Source organism: Roseateles chitinivorans (genome assembly GCF_050632145.1).
GTDB lineage: Bacteria > Pseudomonadota > Gammaproteobacteria > Burkholderiales > Burkholderiaceae_C > Roseateles > Roseateles chitinivorans_B.
This window is the reverse complement of sequence record NZ_CP192577.1, coordinates 2,508,756-2,529,254: the sequence shown is the minus strand read 5'-3', so window position 1 is coordinate 2,529,254 and position 20,499 is coordinate 2,508,756. Positions and strand designations below refer to the sequence as shown.

General features: G+C 69.8%; 16 protein-coding genes. 9 read left to right on the top strand and 7 right to left on the bottom strand.

Annotation, left to right across the window (positions count from 1 at the left end):
- The first annotated feature begins 155 nt into the window (after nucleotides 1-155).
- Nucleotides 156-2,777, top strand: coding sequence for a phosphocholine-specific phospholipase C (locus ACQ86G_RS11580; RefSeq protein ID WP_431260686.1), 2,622 nt, complete (start codon nucleotides 156-158; stop codon nucleotides 2,775-2,777).
- 8 nt (nucleotides 2,778-2,785) lie between these two features.
- Nucleotides 2,786-3,361 (top strand): PEP-CTERM sorting domain-containing protein, encoded by a 576-nt coding sequence (locus ACQ86G_RS11575; protein ID WP_431260685.1) that lies wholly within the window; start codon nucleotides 2,786-2,788, stop codon nucleotides 3,359-3,361.
- 76 nt (nucleotides 3,362-3,437) lie between these two features.
- On the opposite strand, the gene fusA is transcribed toward ACQ86G_RS11575, so the two are convergent.
- From fusA to ACQ86G_RS11560, 3 genes are all read right to left on the bottom strand, one after another.
- The gene (gene fusA, locus ACQ86G_RS11570) at nucleotides 3,438-5,480 is read right to left on the bottom strand and encodes an elongation factor G (RefSeq protein ID WP_431260684.1); all 2,043 of its coding nucleotides are present in this window, start codon (nucleotides 5,478-5,480) and stop codon (nucleotides 3,438-3,440) included.
- Nucleotides 5,481-5,984: 504 nt separating this feature from the next.
- Complete coding sequence (locus ACQ86G_RS11565) at nucleotides 5,985-6,272, bottom strand: hypothetical protein (RefSeq protein ID WP_431260683.1); 288 nt, start codon at nucleotides 6,270-6,272, stop codon at nucleotides 5,985-5,987.
- Nucleotides 6,272-7,645: a C13 family peptidase gene (locus ACQ86G_RS11560; protein WP_431260682.1), complete on the bottom strand. Its 1,374-nt coding sequence runs from the start codon at nucleotides 7,643-7,645 to the stop codon at nucleotides 6,272-6,274. Before ACQ86G_RS11560 ends, ACQ86G_RS11565 begins: the two co-directional genes overlap by 1 nt.
- Before the next feature lie 151 nt (nucleotides 7,646-7,796).
- Here ACQ86G_RS11560 and ACQ86G_RS11555 point away from each other — a divergent pair, with 151 nt between their 5' ends.
- The gene (locus ACQ86G_RS11555; protein WP_431260681.1) at nucleotides 7,797-8,477 is read left to right on the top strand and encodes a type 1 glutamine amidotransferase domain-containing protein; all 681 of its coding nucleotides are present in this window, start codon (nucleotides 7,797-7,799) and stop codon (nucleotides 8,475-8,477) included.
- The gene (locus ACQ86G_RS11550; protein WP_431260680.1) at nucleotides 8,474-8,776 is read left to right on the top strand and encodes a putative quinol monooxygenase; all 303 of its coding nucleotides are present in this window, start codon (nucleotides 8,474-8,476) and stop codon (nucleotides 8,774-8,776) included. The genes ACQ86G_RS11555 and ACQ86G_RS11550 overlap by 4 nt, the downstream gene beginning before the upstream one ends.
- Before the next feature lie 10 nt (nucleotides 8,777-8,786).
- Here ACQ86G_RS11550 and ACQ86G_RS11545 read toward each other — a convergent pair whose 3' ends face one another.
- The 3 genes from ACQ86G_RS11545 to ACQ86G_RS11535 all read right to left on the bottom strand — a co-directional run bounded on the left by ACQ86G_RS11545 (nucleotide 8,787) and on the right by ACQ86G_RS11535 (nucleotide 11,228).
- Nucleotides 8,787-9,200 (bottom strand): VOC family protein, encoded by a 414-nt coding sequence (locus tag ACQ86G_RS11545; protein WP_431260679.1) that lies wholly within the window; start codon nucleotides 9,198-9,200, stop codon nucleotides 8,787-8,789.
- A 200-nt stretch (nucleotides 9,201-9,400) separates the two neighbouring features.
- Complete coding sequence (gene yddG / locus ACQ86G_RS11540) at nucleotides 9,401-10,306, bottom strand: aromatic amino acid DMT transporter YddG (RefSeq protein WP_431260678.1); 906 nt, start codon at nucleotides 10,304-10,306, stop codon at nucleotides 9,401-9,403.
- Nucleotides 10,293-11,228, bottom strand: a complete 936-nt coding sequence (locus tag ACQ86G_RS11535; protein ID WP_431261384.1) for an AraC family transcriptional regulator — start codon at nucleotides 11,226-11,228, stop codon at nucleotides 10,293-10,295. The genes yddG and ACQ86G_RS11535 overlap by 14 nt, the downstream gene beginning before the upstream one ends.
- A gap of 237 nt (nucleotides 11,229-11,465) precedes the next feature.
- On the opposite strand from ACQ86G_RS11535, the gene ACQ86G_RS11530 reads away from it, so the two are divergent.
- A complete protein-coding gene (locus ACQ86G_RS11530; RefSeq protein WP_431260677.1) occupies nucleotides 11,466-12,230 on the top strand; it encodes an SDR family oxidoreductase in 765 nt (254 codons plus the stop codon).
- A 7-nt stretch (nucleotides 12,231-12,237) separates the two neighbouring features.
- Here the strand turns inward: ACQ86G_RS11530 and ACQ86G_RS11525 are convergent, their stop codons facing one another.
- Entirely contained in the window at nucleotides 12,238-12,969 is a 732-nt protein-coding gene (locus ACQ86G_RS11525) for a CerR family C-terminal domain-containing protein (protein ID WP_431260676.1), read from the bottom strand.
- A gap of 175 nt (nucleotides 12,970-13,144) precedes the next feature.
- On the opposite strand from ACQ86G_RS11525, the gene ACQ86G_RS11520 reads away from it, so the two are divergent.
- From ACQ86G_RS11520 to ACQ86G_RS11505, 4 genes are all read left to right on the top strand, one after another.
- Nucleotides 13,145-14,272, top strand: coding sequence for an HlyD family secretion protein (locus ACQ86G_RS11520; RefSeq protein WP_431260675.1), 1,128 nt, complete (start codon nucleotides 13,145-13,147; stop codon nucleotides 14,270-14,272).
- Nucleotides 14,265-15,914 carry an MDR family MFS transporter gene (locus ACQ86G_RS11515; protein WP_431260674.1) on the top strand — a complete coding sequence of 550 codons (1,650 nt, stop codon included), beginning with the start codon at nucleotides 14,265-14,267 and terminating at the stop codon, nucleotides 15,912-15,914. Before ACQ86G_RS11520 ends, ACQ86G_RS11515 begins: the two co-directional genes overlap by 8 nt.
- A 103-nt stretch (nucleotides 15,915-16,017) precedes the next feature.
- Nucleotides 16,018-17,409, top strand: coding sequence for an efflux transporter outer membrane subunit (locus ACQ86G_RS11510; protein ID WP_431261383.1), 1,392 nt, complete (start codon nucleotides 16,018-16,020; stop codon nucleotides 17,407-17,409).
- A 154-nt stretch (nucleotides 17,410-17,563) separates the two neighbouring features.
- Nucleotides 17,564-20,344 carry an ATP-binding protein gene (locus ACQ86G_RS11505; RefSeq protein WP_431260673.1) on the top strand — a complete coding sequence of 927 codons (2,781 nt, stop codon included), beginning with the start codon at nucleotides 17,564-17,566 and terminating at the stop codon, nucleotides 20,342-20,344.
- Nucleotides 20,345-20,499: the final 155 nt, after the last annotated feature.

The window sequence follows — 20,499 nt, the reverse complement described above, 5'->3', positions numbered from 1 at the left end:
GGCGGTCACGCCGTGACACCGCCAGCGGGGACGGGCACCGCCTCCGCTGCTCGCACCGATGGTGGTGGCGACCCCGGGCGCTACGTCGTCCCTTCACGCTGCTGACTTCCTCCGCGAAAAAATCACGCGCTTCACGACCTCCCAGGTGAAGCTTCATGAGCACGACATCCCGCCGGTCTTTCCTGACGGCCGCGGTCGCCGGCATGGCGAGCAGCCATTCGTTCGCGCAGACCCTCCGCCAGGCGCTCGCCACACCCGCCAACAACGCCACCGGCACCCTCGCCGACGTCGAGCACGTGGTCATCCTGATGCAGGAGAACCGCTCCTTCGACCACTACTTCGGCACGCTCGCCGGCGTGCGCGGCTACAGCGATCCGCGCCCCATCGCCCTGCCCTCCGGCCAGCCCGTCTGGATGCAGCCCGGCACCGCCGTCGGCTCGCAGGTCCTGCCCTACCACTTCGACATCCGCAACACCAACGCGCTGCGCGTCGGCCTGGACCACAGCTGGAAAGGCACCGAGGCCACCTGGAAGGACTGGAACGTCTGGGTGCCGAAGAAGTCGTCCCGCACGATGGGCTACTTCGACCGCAGCGACCTGCCCTTCTATTACGCCCTCGCCGACGCGTTCACCGTCTGCGACGCGTACCACTGCTCGATCTTCGGCCCGACCGACCCCAACCGCTTCTACGCCCTCACCGGCCACAGCAACGCGGTCGTGACCGGCATCGCCGATTCCAAGCTCTACAACGTCACCAACGGCACCTACAACGGCGACATCGCCAACGACAACCCCGCCGGCAAGGGCAACGAGTGGCTGACCTACGCCGAGACCCTGGAGGCCGCCGGCGTGAGCTGGAAGGTCTACCAGGAGTGGGACAACTACGGCGACAACTACCTCCAGTACTTCAAGAACTTCCGCACCGACGCCAACGGGCAGAAGCTGACCAGCGCCTCGCCGCTGTACCGCAAGGGCCGCGCGCTGGCGGCGGGATCGACGCAGGCCAACGCACCGGGCACCACGGGCCAGTGGCTGATCGACCAGTTCGCCGCCGACGTCCGCAGCGGCAACCTGCCGCGCGTGTCTTACATCTGCGCGCCGACCGAGTACTGCGAGCACCCCGACGACACGCCCAACGCCGGTGAGAACTTCACCGCGCGGCTGCTGCAGGCGTTGGTGCAGACGCCCGAGGTCTGGTCCAAGACCGCGCTGATCCTGACCTACGACGAGAACGACGGCTTCTTCGACCACATGCCGTCGGTGATGGCGCCGCTGAACAGCGACCGCGGCCGCACGACGATGACCAACGCCACGCAGGGCGAGATCGCCAACAGCCAGCCGATCGGCCTCGGCCCTCGCGTGCCGACCCTGGTGATCTCGCCGTGGAGCAAGGGCGGCCGCGTCTGCTCGCAGCTGTTCGACCACACCTCGCTGATCCGCTTCACCGAGGAATGGCTGGTCGCGCTCGGCCATCCGCGCAACAGCGTGCAGTGCAACGGCATCTCGCCGTGGCGCCGCGCGGTCTGCGGCGACATGACCAGCGCCTTCGACTTCAAGTCCGGCGGCGCCGAGTTCCCGTCCTCGGTGCCGGCGAACGCCGTGTACTTCAAGGGCTGGGGCACGAAGGACGCGCTGCCGCCGACCAACCAGAGCCTGCCGCGGCAGGAGAAGGCCACCAGCGGCATCCCGCGCCGCGCAGTGCCGCTGCCGTACCGCTCGACCGTCGAGGGCATCGCCGCGACCAACGCGCGCCAGTTCGCGCTGAGCTTCGCCAACGAAGGCAGCGTCACGGCCGCGTTCATCGTCTACTCGACGTTGCGCACCGACGGCCCGTGGCACTACACCGTCGAGCCGAGCAAGCGCATCGACCAGGAAGTCTGGAACTGGAGCAGCGCGCCGCTGCAGCTCGCCGTGCACGGCGACAACGGCTTCCTGCGCGAGTTCCGCATGAGCTTCGACGGCATCGGCCGCCTGGCCGCGACCAGCCTGAAGGAACAGCCCTCGACCGCCAGCATCACGCTGACGCTGCGCAACGCGAGCGCGCAGGCGATGCGCTTCCGCGTCATCGACAACGCCTACGGCGACAAGACCGTCGTGACGCTCGACGTGCCGGCGGGCTCGAGTCGCGACCATGTCCGTGCGGTCACGTCGAGCTACGGCTGGTACGACCTGCTCGTCACCGTCGACGGCGACAACGTCTTCCAGCGCCGCCTGGCCGGCCACGTCGAAGGCGCTGGCCTCGACTTCACCGATCCGGTGCTGAACGGCCTGGCGCAGGTCACGTGGAATGCGCCGCCGGTGCTGCCGCCCAGCACGCCGACGGCCACCTTCAAGGCCGACGTCGACCGCGTGCGCATCGGCGGCAACGTCTCGCTGACCTGGACCGGCCTGCCGTCGAGCACGACGAACTGGATCGGCCTCTACCGCGTCGGCATGACACCCGGCGGTCCCGGCTCGCTGAAGTGGAACTACGTGGCGAGCACGTCGGGATCGCAGGTGTTCGCGCTCGCGGGTCAGCCGGAGGGCGATTACTTCCTCGGCCTGTTCCTCAACGACGGCTACGGCGAAGCCGCGGCGCGCCTGCCGGTGCGCATCCGCAAGAACGGCGACGTGAACGCCGACGGCGCCGTCACCGCCGCCGACCGCGACACGCTGCGCAACGCCATCGGCAGCTGCGCCGGTGACGCACGCTTCGAGCCGCTGGCCGACATGGACGGCGACAAGTGCATCACGCAAGCGGACTACCGCGTCTGGTACCAGCTCTTCAGCACCCTGTGAGAACCCTCATGACCCTCAAGCCCCTGCTCGCCGCCGCCGCGCTGGCGATCGCCTCGCTGGCCGCCCCGGCCGCCCATGCCGCCACCGTCTCGCTCACCACCGCCGGCCCGGCCAAGGTCGGTGAAGGCGTGGACCTGCTCATCAGCCTGGTGGATCCATTCGGCGGTCTGCCGTCGGACGAGGAACTGCTGTCCTTCGGCTTCCGCCTCAGCTACGACACGACCAAGCTCTCCTTCGGCAGCTTCACCGCCGCCGCCGGCTGGGACGACGACAGCCCCTGGCTGGGCGCCGGCACCTTCGGCGGATCGAGCTTCCCCGGCGTCGCCAACAACGGTCAGACCTCGCTGCTGCTCGGCACGCTGCACTTCGACGCGCTGCAGGGCGGCCTCGCGCAGGTCGGCCTGATCACCGATGCCGGCAACCTCAACCATGGCTTGAGCTACCTGTGGAGCGACGTGCAGCCGCTCAACGCGTCGCTGAACCTGGCGGTGTCAGCGGTCCCGGAACCGACCTCCGCGCTGCTGGCCGCGCTCGGCCTGGGCGCGCTGGGGTTCACGACGCGTCGTCGCCAGGCGGCGCACTGACGAAAAAGGGAGCCCGCTTTCACGGGCTCCCTTGGAGCCGCCCTCCACAGGCGGCTGTCAGACGACGATCAGTCGATCACTGGACGACGGCGTCGCGCACCTTGCGCGGCGCCAGTTCATGACGCTCGAACTGCATCGAGAACGACGCGCGGCCCGATGAGAGCGCGCGCAGGTTGCCGATGTAGCCGAACATCTCGCTCAGCGGCACCTGGGCGTCGACGACGATCGCCGAGCCGCGCATCTCCTGCCCGCGGACCAGACCACGCCGGCGATTCAGGTCGCCGATGCAGTCGCCGAGCGCCTCGGCTGGCGTGACGACCTCGACCGCCATCACCGGCTCCAGCAGCTGCGCATCGGCCTTCGCAAAGGCCTCGCGCGTCGCATTCGCCGCCGCGAGCTCGAACGCCATCGCCGACGAGTCGCGCTCGTGGAAACCGCCGTCCAGCAGCGTGACCTGGAAGTCCACGCACGGGAAGCCTGCAATCACGCCGCTGAGCGCCGCGCGCCGGATGCCCGCTTCCACCGCAGGAATGAACTCGCGGGGGATCGCGCCGCCGACGACACGGCTCTCGAAACGCACGCCCTCGCCGCGCGGCAGCGGCTCGAAGCGCAGCACGACCTCGGCGAACTGCCCGGGGCCGCCGCTCTGCTTCTTGTGGACGTGATGCACGTCCACCGCCCGTCCGAGCGTCTCGCGATACGCCACTTGCGGTCGGCCGACCTGCACCTCCACGCCGTGGCGCGCGCGCAGCTTCTCGATCGAGACCTCCAGTTGGAGCTCGCCCATGCCGGAGAGGATCGTCTGCCCGGTCTCGCCGTCGAAGCGCATCCGCAGGCTCGGGTCCTCGCGCAGCATGGACTGCAGCGCCTTCGACAGCTGCGCCACGTCGTCGCGCGTCTTCGGCTCGATGGCCACGTCGATCACCGGCTCGGGCACGCTGATCTCCTCGAGATGCAACGGACTCGCCGGGTCGCACAGCGTGTGGCCGGTCAGCGTCTCCTTCAGGCCGATCACCGCGGCGATGTCGCCGGCGCGCAGCTCGTCGCGTTCCACGCGGTCGTCCGCCTGGATCTCGTAGAGCCGCCCGACCCGTTCCATGCGTCCGGTGTTGACGTCGAGCACCGCATCGCCACGCCGCAGACGTCCGCGATAGACGCGCACGAAGACCATCGTTCCGTGACCGTCCGCCGCGACCTTGAAGGCGAGCGCGGCGAAGGGGCCGTCCGGATCGGACGGCGACGTCTCCGCGTCGTCGATGTCGGCGCGACGGATGTCCTCGGGCGCTGGCATGTAGTCGACGACCGCGTCCAGCAGCGGTTCCACGCCGCGGTTGCGGAACGCCGAGCCCGCGAGCGCCGGCACGAACGCGCCCGACAGCACACCGCGCCGGATGCAGCGGCGCAGCATCGCTTCATCGATCGGTTGACCGTCGAGGTAGGCCGCGAGCGCAGCGTCGTCCTGTTCGACCACGGCCTCGACCAGGCGGCTGCGATGGGTGAGCACCTGGTCGAGCATCGCGGCGGACACGTCCGATTCGACGTACGGCGCCGACGCGTCGTCGCGTTCCCAGACAAGCGCCTTCATCGCGATCAGATCGACGACGCCGCGGAAGTCGCCTTCCGCGCCGATCGGCATCTGCAGCGGCAGCACGGTCGCGCCGAGACGCTCCTCCATCATCGCCACGACGCGCAGGAAGTCCGCGCCGACGCGGTCCAGCTTGTTGATGAAGGCGATGCGCGGCACGCGGTACTTGTCCGCGAGGCGCCAGTTGGTCTCGGTCTGCGGCTCAACGCCGGCGACGCCGTCGAACACCACCACCGCGCCGTCGAGCACGCGCAGCGAGCGGTTGACCTCGATGTTGAAGTCGATGTGCCCGGGCGTGTCGATCAGGTTGAGCTGCGTGCCCTTCCAGTGGACGGACACGGCGGCGCTGTTGATCGTGATGCCGCGGCGGCGTTCCTGCGGATCGAAGTCCATGCGGGTGGTGCCGTCGTTGACGTCGCCGATGCGATGGCTCTCGCCCGTGTAGAACAGGATGCGTTCGGTGGTGGTGGTCTTGCCGGCGTCGACGTGCGCGATGACGCCGAGGTTGCGCAGGGGCTTGTGGACGGGGTTCATGGTGAATCCTTCTTTCGGAATCTGAGGGCAAGACGCTGCCCTCAGGCGGATTCACCTGATGCGGGCTAGCGTCGAGAGGGATGCGGCGGGATGCCGGATCGAGAGCCGGAGCGCGGGCGCGCGCGGACGCAAGTCCGGCGGGCGGGAATCGTCGCGATCAGCTTGTCGTAGGTGCGGGTGCGCATGGTTTGACTCGACAACGAGTGGCGGAAAAGGGAAAGCGGAAAACAGAAAACAGAAAACCCCGGAGGGCGCTGGGCCTGCCGGGGTTCTGTGGAAGACCGGAAGGCGCGCACGCCTTCCGAATGCGATCGGAGGGCGCGTCAGGTGGCGAAAGTCGCCTTGATCACTTGGGAGGTCTTCATGATGTGCCGGATTTTGAGCGAAGCCGAGCGCTCGCGCAATGGGCCGCCGCGATGACCGTACTCGATTCGGGGTCAGGTGTTGCGATGGTTGCACAGCATGAGCCGCGATCACTCATTGCTGTGAATGCAGACCACTCATTCACGTCGAATCGCAGCGAGAAGCCTCAGAACCAGTCAGTGCCAAGCCCGGCCTGCGGGCGTAGATTTCTCTCTCCGCAATGACTCGCTGAAAGTGAGGTGATGAATGGAAAACGGAACCGAGGCTGATCGCACACTCTCCAAAGCCGATCTCATACTCTTCAAGAGCGATTTTCATTGGCTGTGCGCTCACTTCGAAATCACTGTCGCAATTGCGATGTTCTGTTGCTGCAGCATGCTGATGATCCTGATGATCGTGCTCAAGTCCCTCCGCTGATGTGAAGCGCATCAGCGATCCCGCTGCTGCGCCTCCAAACGCTTCAGCACGTCGCCGATCGCAGCGCCTTCGCGGATCTGCGGATTCGAGTAGCCATCGGTCTTCCCCACGTCCTTCTCGCGGACCTCGATCAGTTGGCGCGCCCGTGCATGCGCCTGCTGGAAGGACCAGGTCTCCTTCAACGCGTCGACATACATCGCCTGTCCGAAGAAGGTCAACGGCGAGCGCGAGCCGCAGCCGTAGGACGTGTGCGTCGCATCGGCCGCCGTCATCACCAGCGTGCCGTCGTCGGCCAGCGGAGCGATCCAGCTGCCGGAGAAGCACGCCGAGATCGAGATCACCCGCCAGCGGATCCCCGCTTCGTCGAGCCACTGCTTGAGCAGCGCGGGGGTCATCGGCTCGGTCTCCAGCGGGTACGAGTCCGTGGCGAGCAGGCCGTCACGGCCGCCGTGCGAGGTCAGGTGCAGGAACAGCACGTCCTTCTCGCGGTCCATGACCGCGCCCATGCGCGCGATGGTCTTGTGGAGATTCGGCCGCGTGGCCCATGGGATCGCGTTCTGCGACTTGGCGTTCGTCACCAGCTGCACCGTGCGCCCGGCGGTCCCGAAACGCTCGGTCATCGTCTTCGCGACCACGGCGCTCTCATGCATGAAGACGTCCTGCGAGGCATACGGCGCGTAGGTCGCGGCGTAGACGTTCACGATGCCAGGTTGCGACGGCGGCAACGCGCGCAGCGCGTCGGCCATCAGCTGCGACTGCGTGTCGAGGACCTCCTCGCTCAGCGAGAGTCCCGCGTACTGCTCGTTCGCATCGGCCGATCGCGCCGGCCACCAGAAATACATCGGATCGAGCCAGCCGCTGATCGCGATCGGCAGCGGCGTGAGCAGGAGCGCGATCACACGCACCGCGCCGGAGGTGGTGAGCCGCCACCACAAGCGCAAGCTCGCCAACCCCTCCCAGACCATCGGGAACAGCCACTCGACCCAGCGCGCCCCGTCGGGCCAGTCGTCGGGCGAGCCGAACACCGCGGGCGCGAGTTTCGCCACGGCACCGTCGACGATGTTCAGCAGCAGCGTCACGGCAACGAGCAGCGACACCAAGGTGCCGACATGGGCGGGTCCCGGCTCCCGTCGTCCGGCCGAAGCGAGCAGCAGCCAGCAGATCCACACCGACACGAGCGTGCCGCTCCAGCTCTTGTAGATCGCGCTCCACTCGAAGGTGGCGGCGCCGTCGATCGCCTCGCGCTGCAGGCCGAGACCGACGGCCAGCGACAGCAGCACGAGCGCGACCAGCGTCCATGGTCCGCCGTCCAGCCGCTCCCAGCGCGGCGCACGGAAGGTCAGCACGCGTGCGGCCTCGGAGAGCCAGACGAAGCCCGGAGTCATGCTCCTCTGTGAATGACTGATATCCATCGAATAAATTTCATGAATTGAAGTCGAACGCCCATCATTCCCTGGCGACGTCGATATTCATCTCCCCCAGGGAGCGACGACCTTCGATTCCGCCCGCGACGCGGGCACCGCCAAGGAGCTCATCATGACCGTCAAGCATGTCCTCTTCGTCCTGACCAACACCGCCCGGATCGGCCCGAACCATCGCCCGACGGGTTACTTCTTCGCCGAGGTCGCGCATCCGTTCGAGGTATTCGACCACGCCGGCGTTGCCGTCGATTTTGTGTCGCCGCTCGGCGGCACGCCGCCCTCGGACGCGTATGACGAGACCGACCCGGCGCAGCGGGCCTTCCGCGAAAGCGCCGCCTTCCGGCGCCTGTCGCGCAGCCGCAAGCTGTCCGAGGTCGACGTGCTGGATTACGACGCGATCTTCTTCCCGGGCGGTCTCGGCCCGATGGCCGACATCGCGACCGATCCCGACGTGAAGCAGGCGGTGATCCGCGCCTGGAACGGCGGCAAGATCGTCTCCGCCGTGTGTCACGGTCCCGTGGCCTTCGCCGGTGTGACGCTCGACGACGGCACGCCGTTCCTGAAGGGACGTCGCGTCACCGCATTCTCGAATGCCGAGGAGGAAGGCTACGCCATCGCCGACGTGCCGTTCCTGCTGGAAAGCGCGCTGGCCGAGGAAGGCGCGATCTACGACAAGGCCGACGTGTGGCAGCCCAAGGTCGTCGTCGACGGCCGCCTGATGACGGGTCAGAACCCGGCGTCCGGCGCCCCGCTGGCGAAGGAGATCGTGGCCGCGCTGAACAAGGACGTCGCATGAGCGCCGTTGCCCCGATCGTCGTCGTGGCCCGCTGGCGCATGGCGCCGGAGGCGGTGCAGGCGGTGCTCCCGCTGGTCGCCGCGCTGCGCGAGCAATCGCTGGCCGAGCCCGGCTGCCAGGGCTACGAGGCGTTCCAGAGCGTCGGCGTGCCGGGGGAGCTGCTCCTGCTGGAGCGCTATGCCGACCAGGCCGCCATCGACGCGCACCGCGCCTCGGCCCACTACCAGGACCTGGTGGTGCAGCGCATCCTGCCGCTGCTGAGCGGACGGCAGGTGGAGTTGCTGCAACCGGCGGCCTGAGCCTCCCCGGTCAGAACGTGGCGACGCTCAACGCCCAGGTCACGCCGAACTTGTCGGTGAGCATGCCGTAGGCCGGCGACCAGGCCGAGGGGCCGAGATCCTGCAGGATCGAGGCGCCCTCGGCCAACTGCTTCCAGAAGGCCGAGATCTCGTCGGCGTCGCCGCTCTGGATCGAGACGAAGAAGGCGCGGTCGCCGCGATCCCAGCTCAGGTCGGTCGGCACGTCGTAGGCCATGACGCGGAAGCCGTTCGGCGCCACGACCTGGCCGAAGAGCACCAGGGCCGTGTCGGCCTCGGAACGCGCCGCATGCGCCTCGCCGTAGGTCACGGCCATGAGGTCGCCGCCGAAGATGCCGTGATAGAAGGTCAGTGCCTCGCGGGCCTGGGCGCGGAAGTTGAGGTGGGGGGTGACGGTCAATGCCATGGTCGTTCCTGGACTTGTTGAACAAACCGGATCGCGCGGCGCTGCGCGGCAACGCCCGGCGCGGCCGGTGAGGCCAATGTAGGAACCCGGATGGCAGGCGCGTGACAGCAGGGTCTGCTGACAGGACTCGGCAGCGCGTCGGGATAGACGCGATCAGGACGGCGGCGGACCGGTGGGGCCGATCAGACCGCTCACGTCGCTCATGCCGATCGCCTTGCGCCCATCCCCGCGATCAGCGAGCCGATCGCCACCATCGCCGCCCCGCCCCAGAACACCGGCGGCAAGGGCGCGCTCAGCAGCACCGACGCGAACAGCGCCGACATCAACGGCGTCCCGTTCGCCGCGAGGCCGAGCACATGGATGTTCCCGCGCAGCACACCGATGTTCCAGAGCATGTACGCCAGCGTCACCGCGGCGCTCGCCAGCGCGACCTGGATGACCACGTGCGTCGACCAGTTCATCGGCGTGCGCTCGACGTTGCACGCGTGCACGATCCAGAATCCGGCCGCGCTCAGCGCCATGAAGAACCAGAGCGCGTTCTTGCCCTCGGCCATGTGTTTCGTGCAGGTGCTGTAGAGGGCCCACACGATGGCGCCGATGAAGGCCAGGCCGTAGCTCAGCGGGTTCGACGCCGCGTTGTGGAAGAACTGGCTGAGCGACAGCCCTTCCGGCGGCGACGACGCCGCGATCACCCCGGCGAAGGCCAGCGCCAGTCCGCCCAGCATCCACACGTTCAGCCGCTTGCGGCCGGCGATCGCGGAGCACAGCACCGTCAGGCTCGGCCAGAGGTAGTTCACCATGCCGACCTCGATGGCCTCGTGGCGCGAGCGTGCGAAGCCGAGCGCGAGGACGAAGCAGAGCTCGTACCCGACGAACAGCGCGGCGCCCAGCCAGAGATAGCGCCGCGGCATCTCGCGCAGCGACGTGCGCGTCGGCAGGAGCAGCAGCGCGGACACCGTGAACAGCACGGCCGGCGCGCCCGTCCGGCCCAGGAACTCGATCGTGCTGCGGGTGACGCCGACGGACGTGCTCCAGAAGAGGATGGCCACCAGGCCCAGCAGCGTGGCGCCGTTCCACACCGGCTTGGACAGCTCAGACTTCGACATTCATGCTTTCATTCGGCCGCCGGGCGTAACGTCCCGGTGGCATGCCCACGTGCCGCGTGAACGCGACGCCGAACGGACCGACGGCGCTGTAGCCGACGCGCTCGGCGATCTCCGCGATCGACAGCTCGCGCTGCCGCAACCATTGTTTGGCCAACGCCATGCGCCAGCCGAGCAGGTAGGTCATCGGCGCAACGCCGATCGCACGGCTGAAGCGATCGAAGAAGGCCGAGCGCGACATCGAGGCCTCCGTCGCCAGCTCGGCGACGGTCCACGGCAGCGCCGGCGCCTCATGCATGCGCCGCAGCGCCTGCGCCAGCTTCGGATCGGCGAGGCCCCGCACGAGGCCGGGTGTCTGCGCCGTGCTCGCCGTCGAACGGAACGCCTCGATCAAGAGCACCTCCAACAGGCGCGACATGACGATCTCGCGTGCCGGCCGATGCGCGCGGGACTCGTCGCCGACCAGCTGGACGAGCGTCGACAGGCGGCTTTCGCCGCGCACGTGCACCCACCGCGGCAGCAGCGACACCAGCAGCTCCGCGTCCGGCGAGCCGAGCACGCAGTGGCCGACGAGCAGCCGCATGTCGACCTTCCCGTCCGGATCGCCGATGCGCGCACCTCCGGGCATCGGCGCGATCGGCGTCGTGACCGGCTCGCCCTCGCGCGGCGGCTGGCGGTCCAGGCTGGACGTCGCGAAGTTGCGCGCGGCCGGCAGCAGGACGAAGTCGCCCTGCTGCACGGTGATCGTCTCGCTGTGCGTCGGTCCGTCGATCGTCAGGTGACAGGCGCCTTCCAGCGCGACGAAGTAGAACGGACGCCCCGTCTCGCTGCGGCGCACGGCCCATGGGGCCGTCGCCACGACGAGCTTGGCGTACGGCGCCTGGGGGCGCAGCAGCGAGACGACCTCCGCCAGCGGGTCGACCACCGGCGGCGTCGGGCTCGTCGGGCTCGTCGGGCCAATCAGGCCCCTTGGAGCTGCGGTGGCTGCGGTGGCTGCGGTGGCTGCGGTGGCTGCGGTGGCTGCGGTGGCTGCGGTGGCTGCGGTGGCTGCGGTGGCTGCCTGGATCATCTGGACGATCTCGACAAATGAATGGACTCGGCAGTGTAGCCAGTCCAGCCGTCTATCCCTATCGTGAGGACACCCCCAACCAAGGAGTCCTTGATGTCCCGTGCTTCCACCGTCCTGATCACTGGCTGCTCGTCCGGCTTCGGCCTCGAGACGGCGCGTTTCTTCCTCGACCAGGGCTGGCGCGTCATCGCGACGATGCGCACGCCGCGCGAAGACCTGCTGCCGCGTTCCGAGGCGTTGCGCGTGCTGCCGCTCGACGTGACCGACGCCGCCAGCATCCGCCAATGCCTCTGGGACGCCGGTCCGATCGATGCGCTGGTCAACAACGCCGGTGTCGGTCTGCTGTCGCCGCTCGAGGCGGTCGACATGGCCAACGCCCGCGCCCTCTACGAGACCAACGTGCTGGGCACGATCGCGATGACGCAGGCGGTGCTGCCGCAGTTCCGCGAGCGCCGCGCCGGCGTGGTCGTGAACGTCACCTCGAGCGTGACCTTGAAGTCGCTGCCGCTGCTGTCGGTCTACACCGGCAGCAAGGCCGCGGTGAATGCGTTCACCGAATCGCTCGCGCTGGAGCTCGAGCCCTTCGGCATCCGCGCGCGGCTGGTGCTGCCGGGCCGCTCGCCGAGCACGAGCTTCGGCGACAACGCGCGCAAGCTGATGAGCGACAGCGTGCCCGAGGCCTACACGGAGTTCCGTGACCGCGTCTTCGCCGCCGTCCGCGACCTGTCGACCCCGGTGACCCAGGCGCAGGAGGTGGCCGAGGCCGTCTGGCGCGCGGTCACCGATCCGGCGGCGCCGATGCGGATTCCGGCCGGCGCCGATGCGGTGGCCCTGGCGGAGGCGCTGGCGGCGGCCTGATGCCCCGTCAGCGGCTGGCCGTGTCCTGGCGCGACTCGTCGCGCCAGCTGTCCATCAGCACGCGGCTGTGCGCGCGCGAGGACCGCTTGATGGTCGCGACCTCCTCCGGTCCGAAGCGCTCCCAGCCGAGCTTGGTCAGCATGGTCCGTCGCCCCAGCGAGAACACCATCACCTGCCCGCACAGCATCATCACGCGCATCGCCAGCAGCGGGTCCTTCTCTGACATGCCGCAGTAACGCGCGACCACGCGCGCCGACAGCTCGCCCATCCGCGGACGCAGCGTCTTGTCGAAGATCTCGAACAGCACGCCCGGCGCATGCCCGATCTGCTCGTGCGCGATGAACAGCCGGCGGTACTCGGCGTCGTCGGGCAGCAGCTGGAAATCGGTCAGCGCATCCAGCATCACCCCGAACGCCTCGAAGAGCTGGTCCGGCGTCGCCGCCGGGTCGTCGAGCACCGCCTGGGTCTGTTCGACCACCGGCCCGAAATGCGCGGCCGAGCTGTCCGCGATGTACTGCGCGCAGGCCCGGTACACGCCTTCCTTGTTGTCGAAGTAGTACTGCAGCGCCGGCGCATTCACGCCTGCCGCCGTCGCGATCTCGCGCGTCGACGCCCCCTCGAAACCACGCTCGCTGAACAGCCGCAACGCCACCTCGATGATGCGGCGGCGGGTCTCTTCGCCGCGCGCGTAGGCGGTGTCGGCACGATGTCGGGGAGCTCGGACGGGACGTTCGGTCATGGCAGGGGGACAGCTGGCCGCCGCGGCGCCGGCGCCGTCAAGGTCCCGTGAAGGCCCCGTCGACCAACGCACGCCGATGGCAGAAGTCAAAAATATACCAGTTGACAGAAATCTTCCAACTGGAAAAAGATAGCGACCGGAATAATTCTGCGAGCCGGTCCACCCGGCCACTCCGATGTCGTCCCAGACCCCCGCCGGCCCGAACGGGCCCGACGCCCCGGCGTCCTCCCCCGCCCCGGCCCCGAAGCCGTCCTCGAAGCGCAGGCCCGTGCTGCTCGTCATCGCCGCGGCGGCGCTGGTGGCCGCCGGCGCGTACGGCCTGCACTGGTGGACCACCGGCCGCTTCATCGAGACCACCGACGACGCCTACCTCAAGGCCGACAGCGTCACCGCCGCGCCCAAGGTGGGCGGCTACGTGACGCAGGTCTACGTGGTCGCCAACCAGGCCGTGAAGCGCGGCGATCCGCTCGTGAAGCTGGACGCGCGCCAGTACCAGGCCGCCGCCGACCAGTCGCAGGCGACCATCGACGGCCGCAAGGCCGACATCCGCCGCTTCGAGGCGGACATCCTCCAGCAGCAGGGCCAGCTCGCGCAGACCCGCGCCCAGGCCGGGGCCTCGCGCCTGGCGCTGACCCACGCGCAGGACGAGGTGACGCGCCACACGCCGCTGGCCGCCACCGGCGCGACGACCGCGGAGCGCCTGGCCGAGCTGCGCAACACCCGCGACCAGGCGGTCGCCACGCTGGCCGCCGCCGAAGCCGCGGTGAAGGCCGCCGACGGCCGGCTGAAGTCGAGCGAGGCGCAGGTCGCGCAATCGAAGGCGCAGGTCGAGGCCGCCGAGGCCGCGCTGCGCCAGAACCACCTCGACGTCGACGACACCGTCGTGCGGGCCGCCATCGACGGCCGCATCGGCGACACCACCGTGCGCGTCGGCCAGTTCGTGCAGCCGGGCACGCGGATGATGACCGTCGTGCCGACGCAGGACGTGTACCTCGTGGCCAACTTCAAGGAGACGCAGATCGGCCGCATGCGCGCCGGCCAGCCGGTGACGCTGCACGTCGACGCCCTGCCCGACCTCGACCTGCACGGCACCGTCGAGAGCTTCTCCCCCGGCACCGGCGCGCAATTCGCGCTGTTGCCGTCGGAGAACGCCACCGGCAACTTCACGAAGATCGTCCAGCGCGTGCCGGTGCGCATCCGCGTGCAGCTCGACCCGAAGGCCGATCCGACGCTGCACGAGCGCCTGCTGCCCGGACTGTCGGTGACGACCGACGTCGATACCCGCGGAGCGCGCCATGGCTGAGGCCGTCCCGTCGGCCGCGCCCGGTGCTCCCGGCGTGCCCGACGCGTCGGGCGCGTCCGGCGCTCCCGGAGCCGCCCCGCACGCGGAGCCCAATGCCGGCACCGGCGACTGGATCGCCGTCGCGGCCGGCGCGCTCGGCGCGCTGATGGCGACGCTGGACATCTCCATCACCAACTCGGCGCTGCCGCAGATCCAGGGCGCGATCGGCGCGACCGGCACCGAGGGCACGTGGATCTCCACCGGCTACCTGATGTCGGAGATCGTCATGATCCCGCTGGCCGCGTGGCTCACGCGCGTCTTCGGGCTGCGCAACTTCCTGGTCGGCAACGCGGCGCTGTTCACCGGCTTCTCGGTGCTGTGCGGGCTCTCGGGCAGCCTGCCGATGCTGATCCTCGCGCGCATCGGCCAGGGCTTCACCGGCGGCGCGATGATCCCCACCGCGCAGACCATCATCCGCACGCGGCTGCCACGGCATCAGCTCCCCGTCGGCATGACGCTGTTCGGGCTGATCGTGCTGCTCGGGCCGCTGCTGGGACCGGTGCTCGGCGGCTGGCTGACCGAGAACGCCAGCTGGCACTGGTGCTTCTTCATCAACGTGCCGGTCTGCGCCGCGCTGCTCACGCTGTTGCTGCTGGGACTGCCCGCGCAGCGCATGCACCTGGAGGAGTTCATCCGCGCCGACTGGCTGGGCATCGTCGGCCTCGCGGTCGGGCTGTCGACGCTGACCGTCGTGCTCGAGGAAGGCCAGCGCGAGCGCTGGTTCGAGTCCTCGCTGATCGTCACGCTGAGCCTGGTCTCGGGGATCGGCATGGCGATGATCGCGCTGTCGCAGCGCTACGCGTCCAGGCCCATCCTGCGGCTGCGCCTGTTGCGCAACTGGCACTACGCCAGCGTCATCGTCATCGTGTTCACCGTCGGCGCCGGGCTGTACTGCATCTCCTACCTGGTGCCGCAGTTCCTGGCGCTGATCGCGGGCTACAACGCGGCCCAGTCGGGCGCGATCATGCTGCTGGCGGGCCTGCCCGCCTTCCTGATGATGCCCATCCTGCCGCGGCTGATCTCGCGCGTGGACCTGCGCGTGATGGTGATCCTCGGTCTGGCCGCCTTCGCCGCGAGCTGCCTGCTCGACATCAGCCTCACCGCGCAGAGCGTCGGCCACGACTTCATCGGCTCGCAGCTGCTGCGCGGCGTCGGGCAGATGCTCTGCATGATGCCGCTCAACCAGGCGTCGATGGCCACGGTCACGCGCGAGGAATCGGGCGACGCCGCCGGCATCTACAACATGGCACGCAACCTCGGCGGCTCGGTCGGCCTGGCCGTCATCGGCACCTTCATCGACCGGCGCAACAGCCTGCACATCGACCGGCTCGGCGAGACGCTCAACGCCAATTCGACGATCGTCCAGGAACGTCTGGCCGGCAGCGCCGCCAGCCACTTCGCGCAGGTGGGCGACCTCGCCTACGCGCAGCTGCAGGCGATGAAGGAACTGGTGCTGACCCTCCACCAGCAGGCCAGCGTGATGACCTTCTCCGAAACCTTCTATGTGCTCGCGGCCGCGCTGCTGCTCTGCGTGCCGCTGGCGCTCACGCTCAAGACACCGCAGCAGCCCGGCAAGGCGCCGGTGTCCAACGATGCGCATTGAGACTTCCATGATCCACTTTCCCCACCTCTCCCGCCTCCGGCTCTCAGGGCCGCTCAGGCTCACCACGTTGACGACGCTGTCCGCCGTCGCGGCTGCCGCCGCCATGCTGCTGCTCGCCGGCTGCACCACGGTCGGGCCCGACTACCGGGGCGCGCCGGACGTGGCGGCCGATGCGCGCCAGCAGTCGCGCTTCAAGCGGGACGACGCCTCCGCTGATGCAACCGCGCCGGTGGCGGCGCAGTGGTGGCGCGCACTCGGCGACGCCACGCTCGACGGACTCGTCGAGCAGGCGCTGGGCCAGAGCCCGACGCTGCAGGCCGCCGAGGCGCGTCTGCGCTCCGCGCGCGCCGCCTTCCACGAGCAGGAAGCCAACGGCCGCCCGAAGGGCTCGGCCTCGGCACTCGGCGCCGGCGTCTGGCAAGGGCCGGGCACCGACCACGAGAGCTCGCTCCATCTCTACAGCGTCGGCTTCGACGCGACCTGGGAAGTCGACCTCTTCGGCGGCACCAGGCGCGCGGTCGAGTCCGCTTCCGCGCAGGCGCAGGCCGTGCAGGCGGACCTCGCCGATGCGCAGGTCTCGTTGACGGCGGAGGTCGCCTCGACCTACGTCGGCCTGCGCGCCCAGCAACGCCGCCAGGCGCTGCTGCGCGACACGGCCGCCTTCGACGCGCAGGCCTTGACGCTGGTGCGCCAGCGGCGCGACCAGGGCGTCGCGAGCGCCGACGACGTCGAGCAACGCGCCCAGCAGGGCGAAGCGACGCAGGCCTCGCTGGCCGACGTGGCGGCGGACATCGCCGCCTCGCTCGACCGGCTCGCCTTGCTGACGGGACAGGCACCCGGCGCGCTCGATGAACAGCTCGCCGCCTCGACGGCCGAGCCGACCACGCTGCCGCAAGCGCCGGACAGCGTCGCCATCGGCGATCCCGCCTCGCTGCTGCAGCGTCGTCCGGACATCCGCGCGGCCGAGCGCCGCCTCGCCGGCCGCAACGCGCAGATCGGCCAGGAGCAGGCGAAGTACTTCCCCAAGCTCAGCCTGCTGGGCAACATCGGCGTCGCCGGCACCAACCCCGGCAAGCTGCTGCGCACCGACAACCTCGCGCTCGCCGCCGTGCCCTACCTGAGCTGGAACTTCCTCGACTTCGGCCGGACCGCGGCCGCCGTGCGCGAGGCCGAAGCGGGCCGCGATGAGGCCGTCGCCAACTACAAGGCCACGGTGCTCGGCGCGCTGCAGGATGCCAACACCTCGCTGGCGCGCTTCGGCCGGCAACGGCAGTCGGTCCTGCATCTGATCGCGCAGCAGGGCTCCACGGCGCGGACGCTGGACCTGACCCGGCAACGCCGTGAGGCCGGCGCCGCGAGCCAGATCGACCTGCTCGACGCGCAGCGCCGCGACACCGACGCGCGCTTGAAGACGCTGGACGGCGAGTCCGCGCTGCTGAAGGACTTCGTCGCGCTGCAGAAGAGCCTGGGGCTCGGCTGGGATCTGCCGGCCTGACGCCATCGTCGTTGCGCTGTGTCGCCGGTTTCGGGCCGTCGCCGGTTTCGCGAGGTCCTTGGTTTCGCGCCGGCGTTGGTTTCGCAGGACAAGCGCCTGATCCGGGGGCAAACCGACGTACCGGGCGCGTCGCGGCGAGGGTAGGCTGGCGCTCATGACCGACGCGTCCTCCCCCGCCACGTCCGCCTCCATCGCGCTGGCGCTCGACGAGACCGGCGAGGGACGGCCACCGGACGGCTCAGGCGGGGCGGTCCGGCTGGTGCGCCTGAACGTCGTCCTCGCGCTGGCCTACGCCGCGCTCGGCGTGCTGGCGCTGAGGCTGATCCTGCCGCCGGACTTCGTCTCCCCGATCTATCCCGCCGCCGGCCTCGCGGTCGCCGCCGCCTTGCGCTGGGGCCCCGGCGCGCTGCCGGGCATCGCGATCGGCGGCGCGGCGGTCAGCCTCACGCTCGGGATCGAGCGCTCGCACATCCAGCCGCTGCAGCATCTGCTGATCGGCGTCGGCGGCGTGCTGCAGGCGTGGCTGGGGGCCTGGCTCGCGAGGCGCTGGACGGGCGAACATCCGCCGCTGTGCGAGCCCGCCGAGCTGCTGCGTTTCCTTGCCGCGACCGCCGGCATCGCCTGCCTCGTCGGACCGAGCGTCGGCGTCGCGGCACTGTGGATCACCGGCGCGATCGGACCGTCGCAGCTCGTCTCCCATTGGCTTGCGTGGTGGATCGGCGACGCGATCGGCGTGCTGATCGGCGCGCCGGTGTCGCTGGCGCTGTTCGGCCTGCCGCGCAAGCACTGGGCACCGCGACGCCTGAGCGTCGCCCTGCCGCTGCTGATCGCGTGCGCGCTGCTGTTCGGCGCCACGCTCCACGTCGCCCGCAACGAGGAGGGCCGCCGACGCCACGCCTTCGACCTCGAGGCCGTCAACGCGCTGAACACCTTGTCGGACACGCTGTCCATGCCGCTGACCGCGCTCGAGGCCAACCACAGCCTGCTGCTGGTCGCACCGGGCATCAGCCGCCTCGACTTCGAACGCGCCCATGCCGAACGCGCCCGCGCCGGCGGCGCCGTGTTCGCGGTCGGCTGGGCACCGCTGGTGCGTCCGCAGGACATGCCCGCGTTCGAGCGCGCGGCCCAGGCCGACGGTTATGCCGGATATCGCGTGTACGAATGGCGCCGCCCCGGCGACCTGACCCCGGATCCCGCGGAGGACCGGCTGCCGATCCGGCTGATCGCGCCGTTTGCGCGCAACCGGCCGGCGCTGGGCGCCAACGTCCGCAACATCCCCCAGGCGCGCGCCGCGCAGGAGCGCGCGATGGCCACCGGCGAGCCGTCGGCCAGCGAAAGCTTCCCGCTCTCGCAGGACGCGGGCGTGACGCTGATGGGGGTCGTGGTCTACCGCGCGCTCTACGAGGGCGGCTCCACGGATCCCCGCGACGCCGGGGGCCGCGCCCGCCGGCCGATCGGCGTGGCCTTCGCGACGCTGCGTCCGGAAGCGCTGCTGCATGACGCGCTGCCGGCGCGCGCGGGCCGGCTCGATTACTGCCTGATCGACACCACCGCCGGCACCCGTCGTCCGCTGCTCGCCGGCGACGAGCGCTGCCTGCGCCTGCCCGCCGCGCTGCCGAGCCAGTCGCGAGACTTCGACTTCGCGGGGCGGGCCTGGCGCCTGATCGTCTACAACCCCTCGGGCCTGCCGACGCTCGACGGCGGCGCCGCGCTGCCCTTCGCCATCGCGGGGCTGGTCGGGACCGCGCTGCTGGGCCTGCTGCTGCTGTCGGTCACCGGCAGCACCGCGCGCGTCGCCCGTCGCGTCGAGGAGGCCACCCAGCGCCTGAGCGCCAGCGAGGACCGCTTCAAGACCATCGTCGAGCACGCGCCGATCGGCGTCGTCTCCTGCGATCTCAACGCGCGGCCGCAGGAGATCAACCCCTACTTCTGCCAGTTGCTGGGCCTGAGCGTCGAGCAGTTGCAGGCGCGCTCGATCATGGCGATCACCCATCCCGAAGACCGCGCGGAGGACAGCCGCCTGGGCATGGCGCTGATCCGGGGCGAACTCGGCCGCTACAGCCGCATCAAGCGCTACATCGGCGGCCAGGGCCAGGTGATCACGGTGCGGTCCACCGTCAGCCTGCTGCGCGACGCCCAAGGCCAGCCGGCGCGGCTGCTGGGCGTCGTCGAGGACATCGGCGAACAGCTCCGGCTGGCGGAACTGGAACGCATCCATGAAGCCGAACTCGCCGCCAACCGCGCCAAGAACGAGTTCCTCTCCCGGATGAGCCATGAGCTGCGCACCCCGCTGAACGCGATGCTGGGGTTCTCCCAACTGCTGGAGTCGGACCCCGAGTCGACGCTCAGTGCGCGGCAGCGCGGCTGGCTCGCCCAGATCCAGCAGTCGGGCTGGCACCTGCTGCAGATGATCAACGACACCCTCGACCTGTCACGGCTGGACGCCGGCGGCCTGCGGGTGCAGATCGACGACCAGGACCTGGGCCCGATCGTGGCGGACAGCCTGGCGATGATCGAGACCCAGCGCCAGCGACGCGGGGTGAGCATCGAGGTCGAGCTCGATCCTGCCGTCGACCGGCTGCGCGCCGATGCCACCCGGCTCAAGCAGGTGCTGACCAACCTGCTCAGCAATGCCGTCAAGTACAACCAGGACGGCGGCCGGGTGGAGCTGCGGACGCGTCGCGTCGGTGATTCGCAGGTTGAACTCAGCGTCAGCGACACGGGCCCCGGTCTGACCGAGGCGCAGATGGCCCAGCTTTTCCAGCCGTTCAACCGGCTGGGCCGGGAGGTCGGCGGGATCGAGGGCACGGGGATCGGGCTGGTGATCACCCAGCGGCTGCTGGAACTGATGGGCAGCCGGCTGCAGGTCCGGAGCACGGCCGGCGAGGGGGCGACATTCAGCTTCGAACTGCCGATTCCTTCGGTAGATCAATGACTTAAGTCGGCCCTAAGACGGCGGGCTCACACTCGGTTTCAGGGGTAGCCCTCCCGTGACCCATCTGATTGCCGGCGCCTTAGCACTCATCCGGCATGAGTGCTAATATTCCTGGCGTCGGGTCGGAGGACCGCCCCGATACAGGAGCAAAGAAC